At 57.2% G+C, this 14,278-nt stretch carries 15 protein-coding genes; 3 read left to right on the top strand and 12 right to left on the bottom strand.

Annotated features, from left to right (window positions below; genetic code table 11):
• Positions 1–3 precede the first annotated feature (3 nt).
• From allB to F1379_RS14440, 6 genes are all read right to left on the bottom strand, one after another.
• Positions 4–1,404 (bottom strand): allantoinase AllB, encoded by a 1,401-nt coding sequence (gene allB, locus F1379_RS14465; RefSeq protein ID WP_150270864.1) that lies wholly within the window; start codon positions 1,402–1,404, stop codon positions 4–6.
• A 55-nt stretch (positions 1,405–1,459) separates the two neighbouring features.
• Positions 1,460–2,512, bottom strand: coding sequence for a DUF6282 family protein (locus F1379_RS14460; RefSeq protein WP_150270862.1), 1,053 nt, complete (start codon positions 2,510–2,512; stop codon positions 1,460–1,462).
• 46 nt (positions 2,513–2,558) lie between these two features.
• Positions 2,559–3,428: a carbohydrate ABC transporter permease gene (locus F1379_RS14455; RefSeq protein WP_239004675.1), complete on the bottom strand. Its 870-nt coding sequence runs from the start codon at positions 3,426–3,428 to the stop codon at positions 2,559–2,561.
• Complete coding sequence (locus F1379_RS14450; RefSeq protein WP_150270860.1) at positions 3,428–4,324, bottom strand: carbohydrate ABC transporter permease; 897 nt, start codon at positions 4,322–4,324, stop codon at positions 3,428–3,430. The genes F1379_RS14455 and F1379_RS14450 overlap by 1 nt, the downstream gene beginning before the upstream one ends.
• A gap of 71 nt (positions 4,325–4,395) precedes the next feature.
• Positions 4,396–5,733, bottom strand: a complete 1,338-nt coding sequence (locus F1379_RS14445; RefSeq protein WP_150270858.1) for an extracellular solute-binding protein — start codon at positions 5,731–5,733, stop codon at positions 4,396–4,398.
• A gap of 87 nt (positions 5,734–5,820) precedes the next feature.
• The gene (locus F1379_RS14440) at positions 5,821–6,528 is read right to left on the bottom strand and encodes a GntR family transcriptional regulator (protein WP_239004674.1); all 708 of its coding nucleotides are present in this window, start codon (positions 6,526–6,528) and stop codon (positions 5,821–5,823) included.
• Between the two features lie 361 nt (positions 6,529–6,889).
• On the opposite strand from F1379_RS14440, the gene F1379_RS14435 reads away from it, so the two are divergent.
• Positions 6,890–7,312 (top strand): GNAT family N-acetyltransferase, encoded by a 423-nt coding sequence (locus tag F1379_RS14435; RefSeq protein ID WP_150270856.1) that lies wholly within the window; start codon positions 6,890–6,892, stop codon positions 7,310–7,312.
• Positions 7,313–7,398: 86 nt separating this feature from the next.
• On the opposite strand, the gene F1379_RS14430 is transcribed toward F1379_RS14435, so the two are convergent.
• The 4 genes from F1379_RS14430 to F1379_RS14415 form a co-directional block, all read right to left on the bottom strand.
• Entirely contained in the window at positions 7,399–7,830 is a 432-nt protein-coding gene (locus tag F1379_RS14430; RefSeq protein WP_150270854.1) for a hypothetical protein, read from the bottom strand.
• 157 nt (positions 7,831–7,987) lie between these two features.
• Positions 7,988–8,611 carry a stage II sporulation protein M gene (gene spoIIM, locus F1379_RS14425; protein ID WP_150270852.1) on the bottom strand — a complete coding sequence of 208 codons (624 nt, stop codon included), beginning with the start codon at positions 8,609–8,611 and terminating at the stop codon, positions 7,988–7,990.
• A 104-nt stretch (positions 8,612–8,715) separates the two neighbouring features.
• On the bottom strand, positions 8,716–9,915 hold the full coding sequence (locus F1379_RS14420; protein ID WP_150270844.1) for an endonuclease Q family protein: 1,200 nt from the start codon (positions 9,913–9,915) through the stop codon (positions 8,716–8,718).
• Positions 9,906–10,478 (bottom strand): NUDIX hydrolase, encoded by a 573-nt coding sequence (locus F1379_RS14415; RefSeq protein WP_150270842.1) that lies wholly within the window; start codon positions 10,476–10,478, stop codon positions 9,906–9,908. The genes F1379_RS14420 and F1379_RS14415 overlap by 10 nt, the downstream gene beginning before the upstream one ends.
• Positions 10,479–10,554: 76 nt before the next feature.
• Here F1379_RS14415 and F1379_RS29760 point away from each other — a divergent pair, with 76 nt between their 5' ends.
• On the top strand, positions 10,555–10,728 hold the full coding sequence (locus F1379_RS29760; protein WP_162551165.1) for a hypothetical protein: 174 nt from the start codon (positions 10,555–10,557) through the stop codon (positions 10,726–10,728).
• Between the two features lie 101 nt (positions 10,729–10,829).
• On the opposite strand, the gene F1379_RS14410 is transcribed toward F1379_RS29760, so the two are convergent.
• A complete protein-coding gene (locus tag F1379_RS14410) occupies positions 10,830–11,957 on the bottom strand; it encodes a M20/M25/M40 family metallo-hydrolase (protein WP_150270840.1) in 1,128 nt (375 codons plus the stop codon).
• Positions 11,958–12,059: 102 nt separating this feature from the next.
• Between F1379_RS14410 and prli42 the strand changes: the two genes are divergently transcribed.
• A complete protein-coding gene (gene prli42, locus F1379_RS14405) occupies positions 12,060–12,161 on the top strand; it encodes a stressosome-associated protein Prli42 (protein WP_150270838.1) in 102 nt (33 codons plus the stop codon).
• A 392-nt stretch (positions 12,162–12,553) separates the two neighbouring features.
• On the opposite strand, the gene F1379_RS14400 is transcribed toward prli42, so the two are convergent.
• Positions 12,554–14,038 carry a dihydrolipoamide acetyltransferase family protein gene (locus tag F1379_RS14400; protein ID WP_150270836.1) on the bottom strand — a complete coding sequence of 495 codons (1,485 nt, stop codon included), beginning with the start codon at positions 14,036–14,038 and terminating at the stop codon, positions 12,554–12,556.
• Between the last annotated feature and the right edge of the window lie 240 nt (positions 14,039–14,278).

Raw genomic sequence — 14,278 nt, 5'->3', positions numbered from 1 at the left:
CAGCTACATTCTGATATTGACCGCTCCCGGATAGACGGGCGAGCATTCCAATCCGGCCGGATGATGAAGAAGCCCTTCGCCGCGGCTATAGACGACACGGCCCCGCAGCAGCGTCTTCTCCACTCTGCAGCCGAAGGTACGTCCAACATACGGCGAGTTCGGATGCCGCTGATAGAGATCGGATGTCTGGAGCGTATAGCCGGCTCCAAGGTCAACCAGTGCGAGATCGGCGTCGCAGCCCGGCGCAATGCTGCCCTTGGCAGGCGCAAGCCCGAAGCGTTCGGCGGGGGCTCCGGACAGCAGCCGCGCCAGCTGCGGCAGCGGAATCCCCCGTTTCAAATGCCCCTCATCCAGCATCAGCTCCAGGGTGCTTTGCACGCCCGAGATGCCGCCCCAGGCAGTGAACAGGTCCGGACCTGCCTTGAGCTCCGGGGGACAGGGCGAATGATCCGAGGCCAGCAGATCGAACCATCCCTCCCGCAAAATGCTCCAGAGCATCGCCTGCTCCCCGGCTCCCCGCAGCGGAGGGGCGCATTTAGCCACTGCGCCCATGGCCGCCAGGTCCTTGTCGGTCAGGCACAGATAATGCGGGCAGGTCTCCAGCGTAACATCCAGCCCCGCTCTCCGCGCCTCGCGGATGCGCCCCGCAGCAGCGGCGCTGCTGATGTGTACGAAATGCAGCCGGCAGCCGCTCTCTGCGGCAAGGCGAAGCGCCGTCTCCACCGCCTCCACTTCCGCCCCAACCGGACGCGAGGCGGTGTAGGCTTCTGCGCCGGTCTCCCCCCGGCGGAGAGCCTCCCGGGTGAGCCGGGAGACGGCTGGCTCATGCTCGGCATGAAGCGCGAGCACCTTGCCCGTCTCGGCAATGATGCGCATTCCTTCACGGAGCGTGTCGTCGTCCGACCGGCGGAACGCATCCTTGTGATCGTCCCCCGGGGAGGACATAAAGGCTTTGAACCCGATGACCCCCGCCTCGGCGAGCAGCGGCAGCTCCTGCAGATGGCCCGGCATCAGCCCGCCCCAGAAGCCGTAATCGGTATAGGCCGAACCCGCCGCGCAGTCTCTCTTCAGCCGGAGCGCCTCAGCAGTAACCGTAGGGGGAATGCCGTTGAGCGGCATATCCAGAAAGCAGGTTCCGCCTCCGGCAGCCAGAGCCGCCGAGCCGGTCCGGAACCCTTCCCACGAGCCCAGTCCCGGCTCATTGAAATGCACATGCGCATCGATCACGCCCGGCATTACCGTCAGACCGGTGGCATCAAGCACCTCGGCGCCGGCCGGATCAATCCCGGCGGCTATGTCCACCACCGTTCCGTTCACAATCCCCAGATCCTTGCGTTCCACGGCGGTCTCCGTAACGATATACCCGCCGGATACAACCAAATCATACGGTGACGCAGCTGCCATGCCATCCCTCCTCTATCAAGCTTAAGTGCCGATAAGCTAACCCGCCCGCGAATTGTTAGTCTATGCCGATCAGCCGGGCCGGGTTGGTGGCAACCATTTTGTAGATATCGTCCGGAGCGAACTGGTAATCCAGCAGGGAGGCAATCATCGTCCGCATGCCCTGAACCGGCGACGGCGCCGCCCGGATGCCGTAATCGGTGCCCAGTACGAACTGGTCGATCCCGACCTCGCGGATGGTCCGCATCCACTGGGTCGCATTCGAGAACCGGCCGAGCTCCGCCCCCATGTCCATATAGTCCTTCTCCACGTAATAGTGTGTCCGGGGCACATCGGGATACAGCCAGTCCACAAGGCAGGCTTCGAGGAACGCGCCGCGTGCCGCAGCCGACTTCTGCTGCTCGACGGTCATCTGGCCACGCACAGGATGGGCAATCAGCACCTTGGCTATGCCATACTGCTCAGCCAGATCGAGCAGGCGCAGCGCTTCCGGCACCGAGACATGCCCGGTGTTCAGATAGACCTCCGGATGCTCGGCCACCATGGTCAGAATCTCGTCCAGTTCCTCCGGCACCGGACCTTCCAGCGGGATGAAGGTCGCCACAGGCAGCTCCTTCTCGGCGAACTTCGGAAAGGCATCCTTGAACGGCACCAGCTTCCCGTCAATCAGCGTTGACTCCCGCTCGGCAGAGTGCCGGGTACAGTGTGAGCCGAAGCTGATGAAGCGGCAGCCCTCCTCCAGGTGCAGCGCCGTCCGCACCGAACGCGGATTCATGCCGCCGTGGCAGGAGTTCATCAGATAACCTCCGTAGGTGTGAATGCCCGGCACATGACGGTTTACAACCCAGGCCATACCCGAGGCCCAGCCGAACACATCATAATAGACGATGCTTTTCATGCCGGCAGCCGCGGCTTCCTGGGCGACCTGCAGCGGATCGAGGTGCCCTGGATTGGAATTCAGGACAGGACCGGCGTGCACATGGCTGTCGATAGCCCCGATCAGCAGCTCATCGGGCAGCTCCATTGACCTGCGGTAGAACGATTCGGTCCATTTGGAACGGTCCGGCGTGCGCGGCGGCAGCGGCTCCTGATTTTGGGCATAATTGAACATGTTATTCCCTCCATTGGCAGTTAAGTTAATTAGGCGCGGGCAGATTTTAACCCTTGACGGCGCCGGACATCACGCCGGCGATGATACGTGAACTAAAGGCGAAATAAATGACGGTAACGGGAAGCATCGACAGAATCATACCGGCCATCAGCTGCGGATAGTCCGTGCTGTGCTGCGATTTGAAATAGGACATTCCAAGCGGAACCGTGCGCAGCGCTTCATCCTTGAGCAGCACCAGTGCGAACGAGAATTCATTCCAGCAGGAGAAAAACTGCAGGATGGCAACCGTGGTCAGCACCGGAATAGCCATCGGGAGAATGATGCGGAACATGGTTGCGCTGAAGCTAAGCCCGTCAATCGCCGCAGCCTCTTCCATTTCCCGCGGGATGCCCGTGACATAGCTGCTGACCAGCATAATCGGCAGCGACAGGTTAAAGGCAATGTAAGGAATGATCAGGGTATACCATTCGTCGGCAAGGCCCAGATTCTTAAACAGCAGATAGATGGGAACAAGGAGGGCATGAATCGGCACCAGCATGCCGAAGAGGTAATAGAAGAGCATAGCTTTTTTCCCTCTGAAATCTATCCGGGCCGTAATATATCCCGTTACGAAAGCAATCGCCGTAATCCCGATGACCGACAACACCGTTACTCTGGCGCTGTTCCAGGACAGCTGGAGCATGTTCGTCAGCCTGATCGCTTCCAGATAGTTCCCGAATTGCGGTGCTTGCGGCAGGCTGAGAATATTGTTGGCGAATTCAGCCTGTGTCTTCAGCGAGGAATAACCGATCCACAGCAGCGGAAAAATGCAGCTTGCGGTAAACAGCAGCATCAGCGCGTTCACCGCAAGCTTGGCCGGATGCAGAAGAATCCGCCGTGCACTGTGCTGCGCCTTGAGTTCCAGCGGCATTTCCATCAATAAACGCCTCCTTCTTGGTTCCGCCGCCTCAGCCCCAGTGTAGAGAGCCAAATGATCAGCATGGTCAGCGTAATAATGGCTATCGCAAGCGCCGAGCCGTAGCCGTAGCGGAAGCGCAGGAACGAGCTTTGGTATGCGTATAGAGCCATAACAGAGGAAGCGTTGCCCGGACCGCCTCCGGTCAGCGCATACACATGCTCGAAGCCGCGCATATTGTTAGCAATGCAGAGCAGGGAAGCGACGATCAGCGTCGGCTTGGCGAGCGGGATGATCACATACCAGGCCTTGCGCACGCCTGTAGCCCCGTCAAGCTCGGCAACCTCCAGCACTTCCTTGTTGATGGAGGACAGACCCGCCAGCATCAGCAGTGTGAAGAAGCCGATATTTTGCCAGGACAGCGGAATGGACACCAGGAGCACAATCGGTCCCGTCAAATCCAGCCACGACTGCACCAGGCTGCCAAGACCCAGCCCCTTCAGGCCGCTATTCAGCATTCCATAGTTATAGTTGTAAATCAGCATCCACAGAAAGGCGATAATGACCGGTGCCAGCGTGGACGGAAAATAACTCATCGTCCGGTGCAGCCCTTTCCACTTCACCAATTTGGACATCAGCAGCAGGGCGAACACAAAGGCCAGCCCTACCTGACCGATCAGCCCGTAACCTGTCATCAGCACATTGTTCAGAAATGAACGCCAGAATACCTCATCCCGCATAATCTCCGCATAGTTCTCCCAGCCGATGAACTGCTTCTTGGGCCCTCCTGTCCAGGAGAAGAAGCTGTAACGGAAAGCGGCAAGTATGGGAATCAGCACGACAAAGGAATACAGGACCAGACCCGGAAGCAGATAGGCCAGAAGCACCCATCCCTTCGGGCGAAGCGCTTTGCCCATTATCTCACCCCTTCTTGTAGTATGTGTGCAGGCCGCCGGATACCAGAGCCAGGGGCTCTTCTTACTCCGGATTACGGCTTGGCCAGAAAGGTCTCGTACGCCTTCTGCGTTTCCTCAGCCAGCTGCTCTGGCGTCCGGGAGCCGGCCATTACGCCTTGGATTTCGGTGTTGATCACTTCCACCACCGAGGCGTCGAACCACAGGTCGAAGATCTTCGTGCTGTCGGCGGCGGCGCTGGCCTCATAAGCTTCAAGCGCTACCCGGTCCAGCTTCCCACGGTCGAACTCCCCCGGATCGTAAGCCGGAAAGCCGCCGGCTTCCGCCATCAGCCTGGCACTGTCTGCACCGGTCATATAATCGAGCATGGTCATGATCGCCTCCAGCTTATCGCCCGCTTCGACACCGGCATTGACACTGTAATAGACGCCCGCACCTCCGGATGAACTGAGCGGATTGCCAAGCCCACCTTCGATTCCGGGAAAGACCGTGACATGCGTTGCTTCGGCAATCGCCTCAGGCGCATTGTTCACGACGTTCATTGCCGACCAGATGCCGCTGGCAAATGCCGCCGAGCGGCCTTCAAAATAATAATTGACCATAGCGTCGGCATCCACAGAGTTCAGATCCTTGTTCAGATAACCGGCCTTGGCCAGATCGCTCATGATACCGATGGCCTTCACAAAGCCTTCGTCAGTGAATTTGGCTCCGCCGCCCGAAAGAATCGAGTCGGTCCATTCCGGTCCGGTTGCCCGGTCAGTCAATGCGCTGATCCAGCTGGAGAGGGCATAGCCTTTGGATTTATCGCCGTAGGAGAAGAGGTTGATCCCTTTCTCGGCCAGCTTGGCTCCCGCATCCATCAGCTCCTCCCAGGTCGCAGGGAACTCACTGTAGCCAATGTCCGAGAACATCTGCGCATTGTAGTAGATCAGATGCGTCGGCCCGGCCGCAATCGGAATTCCGTACACCTGGCCATCACGTGTTCCGGCATCCAGCGTACCTGCCCGGTATCCATCCCGCCATTCCGGGCGCTTGTCGAGCTCGGCATTCAAAGGCAACACGATTTCATTGTTCACAAAATTAGTCATCCATGAGCCGGGTACGATGAACACATCGGGCATGTCGTCGGCTGCGGCGAGCGCCTGGGCCTTAATCGAATAATCCTCGTTCTGCAGCTGCTCCTCCACAATCTCCACATCCGGGTAATCCGCCCGGAACCGTGCCAGTCCGTCAAGCACAGCCGTGTCCTCCGGACTTTTGCCGATATTGGATTCCTGATACCTGTGCATCAGCTTAATGGTGATTTTATCCGTACCCTCGGCAGCCGCATCTTCATTCTCTCCGCCGCCGCAGGCACTCAGTACGGATGTTGCCGACAGGAGCAGCCCCAGTGTCAGTGACCATTTTCTCAATTGCCCCACTCCCTTGTATGCATTTTCAGTTCATTTGGAATCCAAAATTGGATACAATCTGCTCCAAAAAAAATCACATCAGAATGTTCAAGACTGAAAAATCTCCTTGAAATTAAGAATATTGCTCGTCGTTTCCGTAAAATTCAGCGAACGTTCGATTTGCCAGAGATGCTCTGTCATAATCCCTGCGGCCCGCTCCCCGTCCTGCCGGAGAATCGCGGCTATCAGCTCTTCATGATCCTTGCAGAAGCTCTGATTGGTGCCGTACAGGGCAATAATGACCGAAGTTAGCGAGATCAGCTCCTCCAGAAAATGATAGTAATAGTAGTTGTCTGTGAGCTCCGCCAGCTTCAAATGAATATCTACCGTAACATCCAGCGCACCGACAATGTCTCCTTCATGGCTCGCCTGATGCTCCTCACGGATCAGGACCTCCAGGGGAGCCAGCTGCTCGGGTCTTACCGTCTCACACAGCTTCCGGACCATCGAGGCTTCGATGACCCTCCGCATCTCAAACACCTCTCTCGCCTCTTCGACGCTCGGGCAAGAAACAAAAGCCCCCCGGTACGGAATCACGGTAACCAGCTTCTCCATCGCCAGCCTTCTCAGCACATTGCGTATGGGAGTCCGGCTAACCTCGAAGGCTTCCGCCAGCGCATCCTCCACCAGCTGCGTGTTGGGCAGCAGCTTATGCTGCGTAATCGCCAGCTTGATGTCTCTGTAAATCTCCAGCTCCTTTCTTTTGCTCATCTGCGGCATCACTCCGTCTCCACCAATATTAAGGTTGCTGTTCAATCAGGTATGACTCCTTAATTGATTACAATGATAGTTTCACCTTCACTATAGGTCAATATATATGACGTGATTTCGGCGCAATGCACAAACTTTCTATAGTTAAACCGCTTGTCCATGTTAAATAGGATAAATATCTAACACATACTTAACACGCTTTCCCGCTATTCTCTTTTGGCAAAGCGTTAAAGTCAGGTTTGTCCAGGGTGATTACCGCCTCATTCTGCTCCGGTACATTACCATGCAGCTCCCCCAACCAACCAGCCTGCCCATATATTCTGGCTAACGTGGTACTGGAATGCCGTTACCTATCGTTGTACGATCATGTATAACCACATTCAGCTCATTGGCAAGGAGGAAAGATATGATCAGACAAGCACGAGTCAAAGACAGCCGGACGGTGGCCCATTTATTGGCCCAGCTCGGTTATCCCGGGACCGAATCTATAATTGAAGCACAAATCGCCAGGCTTCTCGCGCTCCCAGACGAGGAATTAATGGTGTACGAGGATGAGGGTGGGGTTGCCGGCTGTATCTCGCTGCATTATATGCCGCAGTTAGCCCATCCAGGGGATACGGCGATAATCAGTTATCTTGTGGTGGATTCCGCTTTAAGAAGCAAGGGGATCGGTCAGCTCCTTGAGGAGTATGCGTGCGAGGCCGCAACGAAACGAAACTGCGGGTATATCCAGGTGCATTGCCACGCCAGTAGAGCCGGGGCGCACCGCTTCTATACGCGCCAGGGCTATATGGAGTCGCCGAAATATTTCTCCAAAAAACTGGGATAGCCCTCCGTCCGAAACAAAAAATAACCCGTCCGGTTATTGTACCAGGGACGGGTTATTTGCATTTAAATGTATATTAAAACAGCGGGTTATCCGCCGGACACCCCGGCAGAGTCGTTTGTATGTTCTTTGTCTAAAGTCTGAGCAAGAAGGAATCGCTGAAGGTCAAGTTCAATCTTGGCCGCATGAGCGGCTGCTTCCAGGGAAGGTACCCACAGCATGGAATCATGCCTGATATAACTGAGCACCGTTTCGCTGCTCCGGTCAAAGTCTATCAGATGCTTGCTATCGGCCCACTCCAGTCTTTCTCTTGCCATTTCGGAGATCATTACATAGTCAAGCCTCAGCTTCATTTGCAAAGGTGCATCTTCCGAGTTAAGTTTAGCCCAGCCAAAGATTCCGCCCTCGACAACCTTTTCCGAATTCTCAACATATTCAACACCAGAATGCTCCGTTATAAAACTAACAATCCGCTTTTCCATCGCCTGGTACTGAACCGTTAATTCGTCAACATTGTACATTCCTCACTCCCATCTAACTTAAAATATGCAAGAAGGGCCTCCCTATCGCTTAGCGCAGTGGAAGGCCCCGTGGATGACAATTACACTAATAAGTTACCTTAACCATACTATAAAAACTGTAAAATGTATATGGCTGGTTTTCTTTACATTGGCAGATTCACACCAGCATCGGTGTCACCCAGCGCATCATCGCCGGCGTCACCCAAGCCTCAAAGCCGGAAATGGCCAGGATCAGCACAGCCAGTCCCAAAGTCAGCAAGGTATAGCTGGTGAACGGACGCGTAATCGGCATACGGCGCTGGCCCAGAACACGGCTGCGGATCATCAGCAGGGAGAAGGCGATCGCAGCTGCGCTGGAGACGAGCAGCACCGGAATCAGGATCAGGTTATGCGGAGCGACTGAGACCAGAGCGAACAGCATGCCATGCCAGGAGAACTCGCTGACCAGTGTGCCTACGGTGAAGCCAATCAGCACGCCCTTGAGAAAATCGAGGATCAGAATCCCCGGCAGGCCGATAACGGACAAGCCGAGAATCCAGATCAGCCCGATCCACTTCAGATTCAGCGCCGCAATGCTCCAGTACGTGTCCGGAGCGGCAGGCAGACCCTGCTGGTCGACTGTCACGAAGAAGTTGCCCAGGTAATCCCCCAATTCCTGCTGCTGGTCCAGCGTCAGGGCACTGACAATCAGCGCTCCGAACACCACTCCGACCAGAAATAAGACGGCGACAAAAATATACAGCGGCGTCTGTTCCTTCACCATCTGCCTCAAGCTGCGCATGGGACGTTCTCCTTTCGGTGTTCACATTGTTACACCATATGAAGGAGTGTCCCATTCTATGACTTGTCCGGCAATCAGGTTATGCCATCCGGCGGCCCTTTCCGCTATTTGGGCGGCTGCACCACCTTGCCGTAGGTTCCCCCGCCGCCCGCACTCAAGGTCAGCTGTCCGCTACGGGCCTTGACGATGTTCGCTGCCAGCTCTGCTCCCGCCACGGCGGCGAGCCCTGCTTCGTCCGCCCGGTGCAGAATATTCATCTCTGTACCGAAGGCAGCCAGGAGAGCGTTCATCTTGACCTTGCCGAGCCCTGGAATGAACTCCAGCGGCACCTGATAATGATACGCCGGCCGGTCTGCCGGAACAAACGGCTGCTCCCGGCCGGCGATGCTGAGGATGCGGTCGAAGACGCCCTGCACCAGCTTCAGGCTGCCGCAATACGGGCAGCGGTCCGCCGTTATCGCAGCTTCGTCGATAATGCTGCCGCAGCCGCCGCAATAGGTGCGGTGGTACTTGCCGAGCCGCGGATTCAGCCCGTAATTGGCACTGACTTTCCGCCCGGCTTCACGGGCCAGTGCCAGGCTCAGCTCGCTGAAGGAAGGCGCCGCCATGTCAATGACGTTATACTCGCGGCCGATTTTGCCGAGAGAATGAGCATCGGAATTCGTCAGGAACGAATAGCGGTCAAGCTCAGGGATGTAGCCCGCCATCTCAGAGTCGGCGCTCAGTCCCAGCTCCACGCCCGCAATGCCGTCCAGGTCAAATATTTCCTCCATCCGCTCGGCGGCACAGCCGTAAAGTCCCTTGTGCGGTGTAAAAATATGCGCCGGAATCAGCAGCCCGCCCCGTCCGGCAATTTCCTCCTGCAGCACTTTGGCCGGAGCGTACAGGCGCTGGGAGCTGAGATTGATGTTGCGCATGTGCCGGCCCATCCAGCCGCTAAAATCCTCCATCGCGGCAAGGTCGGGCATAAATGCCAGCACATGGAATTCCTTGCGGCCGGGCTCGCGCAGCTCAATCTCGCTGCCGGTCAGAAGCGTCGTGCCCCGGTACGCGATGCCGCCGCCCGGAACCTCCGCCATCTCGCCCGAGTCGAGCGCTGTGCGGATATCCTCCAGCACACCCGGTGAGTGACAGTCGATAATGCCGATCAGCTCGATGCCTTTGCGCTCAGCCGCTTCCTTGGCGATATTCGCGAAGGTCAGATCGCGGCTGCCGCTGATCTTCACCGCCTGCCCCTGCGAGGTGCGGCCGATATGCACATGCAGGTCGCAGTAGTAGCTGTTAAGCTCCTGATTTAGTGCCATTGTCCCGTCAGCGTGTACAGGTGCCAGGCATAGACCGCCATCATTGTCTTGGCATCGGCGATGCGGCCGTCCCGGATATATTGATAAGCCTCCTCCAGCGTCAGCTCGGAGACCTCCAGAAATTCATCCTCATCCAGCGCCATGTCGCCGGGCTGAGCGTTATCAGTGACATACAGATGAATGATCTCGTCGGCAAAGCCCGGCGAGGTGTAGAACGATTGCAGCAGCTGCAGCTCACCGCTGTGAAAGCCTGTCTCCTCCTGCAGCTCCCGCCCGGCGGCGGCCAGCGGATCTTCACCCGGATCGAGCTTGCCGGCCGGAATCTCTACTTCGGTGCGTCCCATCGCCTGGCGGTACTGCTCCACCACCAGCATTTTACCCTGGTTCAGCGCCAGCACAGCTACTGCTCCGGGATGCTTGACCACCTCACGCGTCGCCGTATTTCCGTCGGGAAGCGTAACCGTATCCACCTGCAGCGAGATGATTTTGCCGGAGAAGATCGGCTGTGTCGACACGGTCTTTTCATCTAAAAGCGGATTGCTGTGAATTTCATTATTTTTCATAGATTATGTTCTCCTTTTCTTCGGATTTGCATAGGGTGTATTATAGCAAACTTCAAGGGAAAGAAGGAATGCCGGCATGAAAGACATCGTTATCCGTTCAAGCCAGATTGCACTCACCCTCTCAGGCAAACCCGATCAGATTAAAGCAGCTCTCGCGGGGTGGTCCCGGCAGTACGGACGCGATATGCCTCTGGTCTACATTCTGCGGCTGCATGCCGGGAAGCAGGCTCCTTCGCCCAAGGCCGGGTAGACACTGCGCATTCGCAGTGTTCATGCACACAGGAAGGAGCTGCCGGCAGGGTTCTCCCCGCTGCAGCTCCTTCCTTTATCTGTTCCCCTTTAAAAGCGGGGCTAACCCTTCGTACTCTCCTGTACGATGGCCACCACGAGACCAGCCGCTTTGACAATATCTCCGGCCTTGATCCGCTCCTGTGTAGTATGGATATGCTCGTAACCGACCGCCAGATTCACCGTCGGCACCTTCAGTCCATTGAAAATATTCGCATCGCTGCCGCCCCCCGACGGGAACAGCCGCGGCGTAAGGCCGGCAGAAGTAATCGCCCGGCTGGCCAGCTGCACCACAGCATCGTTCTCGTTGAAGCTGAACGCAGGGTAAATGATTTCGCTGCGGAATTCACTTTCCGCCCCATATTCGCGGACCGTCGTTTCCAGCGCTTCGCGCATGGCCGCTACCTGCCGTTCCACCTTCTCTTGAACAATACTGCGGGCTTCCGCATCCAGCTGAACGTGGTCGCAGACGACATTGGTTGGACCGCCGCCGGCGAACTTGCCGATATTGGCTGTCGTTTCATTGTCAATGCGTCCAAGCTTCATCGCCGAGATCGCCTTGCTGGCCACCTGGATTGCGCTGATCCCATCTTCCGGATTCACACCCGCATGGGCGGATTTGCCGAAAATCTGCATCTGGATCTTGGCCTGGCTGGGTGCCGCCACGGCGATTGCCCCGACTTCACCGTTGGAATCGAGGGCGAAGCCGAGCTCGCTGTCCAGATGACTGGGGTCCAGATGGCGTGCGCCGACCAGCCCGGATTCCTCACCTGCCGTAATGACAAACTGAATCTGTCCGTGCGGGAGCTTCTGCTCCTGAATAACGCGGATCGCCTCAAACAGTGCAGCAAGACCCGCTTTGTCGTCCGAGCCGAGGATCGTGCTGCCGTCGCTGGTAATCCAGCCATCCTCGTGCAGGGTCGGCTTAATCTTTTGCCCGGGAACAACGGTGTCCATATGGCAGGTGAACAGCAGCTTCGGTGCGGTTACACCGCTGTCGCCCTTCCAGGTGACGAACAGATTGCCTGCCCCGTGCCCGGTGCGCTCCCGGGAATTATCTTCCACGGCTTCAAGCCCAAGGGCGCTGAACTTAGCCTTCAGCACATCGGCAATCTCCCGCTCGTTGCCTGTTTCGCTGTCAATCTGGACAAGCTCCATAAATTCCTGAATCAACCGGTCTTGTTCTATCATTCTGACTTCCCTCTCTTTCGCGGATACGTTACAATAGTTGTAATGCCGTAAAGTCTGTAGACTGTATGATTTTAACTTAAACTAATTCCAAAGGAGTCACACATGAATCGTCAAAAATGGTTCCGCATCGTTATTTACCTCATGCTGATTGCAATGGTCGCCTCTACCCTGCTGATGGTTATCGAGCCGTTCCTGCTCGGTTAAGCAGCCGCGATACTTGCTGATTGTAGCGTCCGGATATCCGGGCGCTATTTGGCGTTCAGCTTAGTATGGCTGACATCCTGGCTTAATATGGCTGACGTTATGGCGTAGTACATTGCTGCGGGACGATGCGGCATAAAGTATGTAATATCTCCCCCGGCCAGCCCGACAACAGACTGCCTTGCCTGGAGTGGCCGGGCGGAGACGAGATGCTCTGGATGAATAGATGAAGCAAGCGCAGAGCCGGGATTGAAGTGTGCAAAGAAGCTGCCACTCCGGCGTGCAATTAGCTTGCAGAATCCAGCCGGTGAATGCGCACGCTAAATTCAGTTCCGTGATCTCGGGTAAGGAGATGCGATCCGTGAATGGAAATCAGCGTACGTCAGTGAATCCTATCAGTATAATTTGGTATCCGGTGTGTAGCTCTCCACGTTATCCTTCACGCGCTGCAGGAAGCGCCCGCAGATGACCCCGTCCAGAATCCGGTGGTCAAGCGAAAGGCAGATATTGGCCATAGAGCGCACAGCCAGCATGTCATTGATGACCACCGGCCGCTTGACGATCGACTCGAAGGTCAGAATGGCCGCCTGCGGATAATTGATAATCGGATAGGACAGAATCGAACCGAATGAACCCGTATTATTAACCGTAAACGTGCCGCCCTGCATGTCGTCGAGGCGCAGCTTGCCTTCGCGGGTCTTCTGGGCCAGCTCGTCGATTTCCCGGGCCAGTCCAGCCACATTCTTCTGGTCGGCCCGCTTGATTACAGGCGTCAGCACGGAATCCTCTGTGCCTACAGCCAGCGAGATATTAATATCGCGCTTGACGATAATCTTGTCGACGGCCCAGACGGAATTCATAATCGGGTAATCCTTGATCGCGCTGACGACGGCCTTCATCAGAAAGGCCAGATAAGTCAGGTTGATACCCTCCTTGCGCTTGAACTCATCCTTGAGCTTGTTGCGCAGGGACACAAGGTTGGTCACATCGACCTCGATCATCGTCCAGGCATGCGGAATCTCCGAGACGCTCTGACGCATCCGCGTCGCGATGGTGTTACGGATCGGCGTGACGTCGATCAGATACTCGGAGCTGCCGCCAGGGCCGCCCTCGACTTCTATCGTCGGAATGCGCGGCGATTCGCTCAGGTGCAGCCCGGAGTGGCGCACCGGCTCCGGTGCAGCCGGCGGCTGCGTGAAGGCCACTGCTGCCGGCTGCGCCGCTGCGATGTTGGACGCAGCGGCACTGGCTGGGGCAGCCGCAGGATTGTGCGCGGCTGCGCCTGGCACTGGAGCAGCGGCTGCATTCGGCGCGGCTGCGCCTGGCGCTGGAGCAGCGGCGGCGCCGCTGTCCAGGAACGCCAGCACATCCTTGCGTGTGATGCGGCCGCCCAGGCCGGTGCCCGGCACGGCCGTCAAGTCAATGCCGTGCTGCGCGGCCAGCGTCTGCACGGCCGGCGAGTACCGCGAGCGCATGGGCGCGCTCGCGTCGAAGGCCGGCGCGGGCACTGCCGCCCGCGCCGGGTGTGCGGCGGCGCTGCTGCCTGGCGCAGCGCCGGTAGCCTGCTGCGGCGGGACCGGCGCCGCAGCAGCCGCTGGTGCAGCCGGCGCGGGGGCACCAGCCGGCGCATCTTCGGCGATGCGGGCGATCACTTCGCCGACGCTGACGACCTGGCCTTCCTCGGCGAGCAGCTCCACCAGCGTGCCTTCTACGGTGGAGGGCAGCTCCGCGTTGACTTTATCCGTTATCAGATCGCACAGCGGCTCGTACTGCTCCACCTGGTCGCCCGGCTGCTTCAGCCACTTCCCGATCGTCGCCGACACCAGCGATTCCGCCAGCTGCGGCATCGTCACATCCGTCAGCTTGGTATGGTCAGACATAATGTCACTCCTTCAAAGTTTTGTTATAGCATAATCTGCCTAGAATGACTTCGAACCAAACTTGCTTCGTAAGCATCCACTTAATTTGTTTAGCATAAGCATCTATGATTTACTTCGGACATATTTGCTTCATAAGCATTCACTTGGCTTGCAGTCGGTGTGCAGTCGGTGTGCAGTCTGTGTGCAGTCTGTGTGCAGTCTGTGTGCAGTCTGTGTGCAGCCTACGGCACTCGCTCACTT

The organism is Paenibacillus tepidiphilus (assembly GCF_008635795.1).
Taxonomy (GTDB): domain Bacteria; phylum Bacillota; class Bacilli; order Paenibacillales; family Paenibacillaceae; genus Paenibacillus_AQ; species Paenibacillus_AQ tepidiphilus.
This window is presented reverse-complemented; position numbering and strand designations above follow the sequence as displayed.

Coding starts and splice junctions, on each gene's coding strand:
- F1379_RS14400 (WP_150270836.1), bottom strand. CDS start 14,038: ATGTCTGACCATACCAAGCTGACGGATGTGACGATGCCGCAGCTGGCG.
- F1379_RS29760 (WP_162551165.1), top strand. CDS start 10,555: ATGAAAGACATCGTTATCCGTTCAAGCCAGATTGCACTCACCCTCTCA.
- F1379_RS14435 (WP_150270856.1), top strand. CDS start 6,890: ATGATCAGACAAGCACGAGTCAAAGACAGCCGGACGGTGGCCCATTTA.
- F1379_RS14450 (WP_150270860.1), bottom strand. CDS start 4,324: ATGGGCAAAGCGCTTCGCCCGAAGGGATGGGTGCTTCTGGCCTATCTG.
- F1379_RS14420 (WP_150270844.1), bottom strand. CDS start 9,915: ATGGCACTAAATCAGGAGCTTAACAGCTACTACTGCGACCTGCATGTG.
- allB (WP_150270864.1), bottom strand. CDS start 1,404: ATGGCAGCTGCGTCACCGTATGATTTGGTTGTATCCGGCGGGTATATC.
- F1379_RS14415 (WP_150270842.1), bottom strand. CDS start 10,478: ATGAAAAATAATGAAATTCACAGCAATCCGCTTTTAGATGAAAAGACC.
- F1379_RS14460 (WP_150270862.1), bottom strand. CDS start 2,512: ATGTTCAATTATGCCCAAAATCAGGAGCCGCTGCCGCCGCGCACGCCG.
- F1379_RS14410 (WP_150270840.1), bottom strand. CDS start 11,957: ATGATAGAACAAGACCGGTTGATTCAGGAATTTATGGAGCTTGTCCAG.
- spoIIM (WP_150270852.1), bottom strand. CDS start 8,611: ATGCGCAGCTTGAGGCAGATGGTGAAGGAACAGACGCCGCTGTATATT.
- F1379_RS14455 (WP_239004675.1), bottom strand. CDS start 3,428: ATGGAAATGCCGCTGGAACTCAAGGCGCAGCACAGTGCACGGCGGATT.
- prli42 (WP_150270838.1), top strand. CDS start 12,060: ATGAATCGTCAAAAATGGTTCCGCATCGTTATTTACCTCATGCTGATT.
- F1379_RS14430 (WP_150270854.1), bottom strand. CDS start 7,830: ATGTACAATGTTGACGAATTAACGGTTCAGTACCAGGCGATGGAAAAG.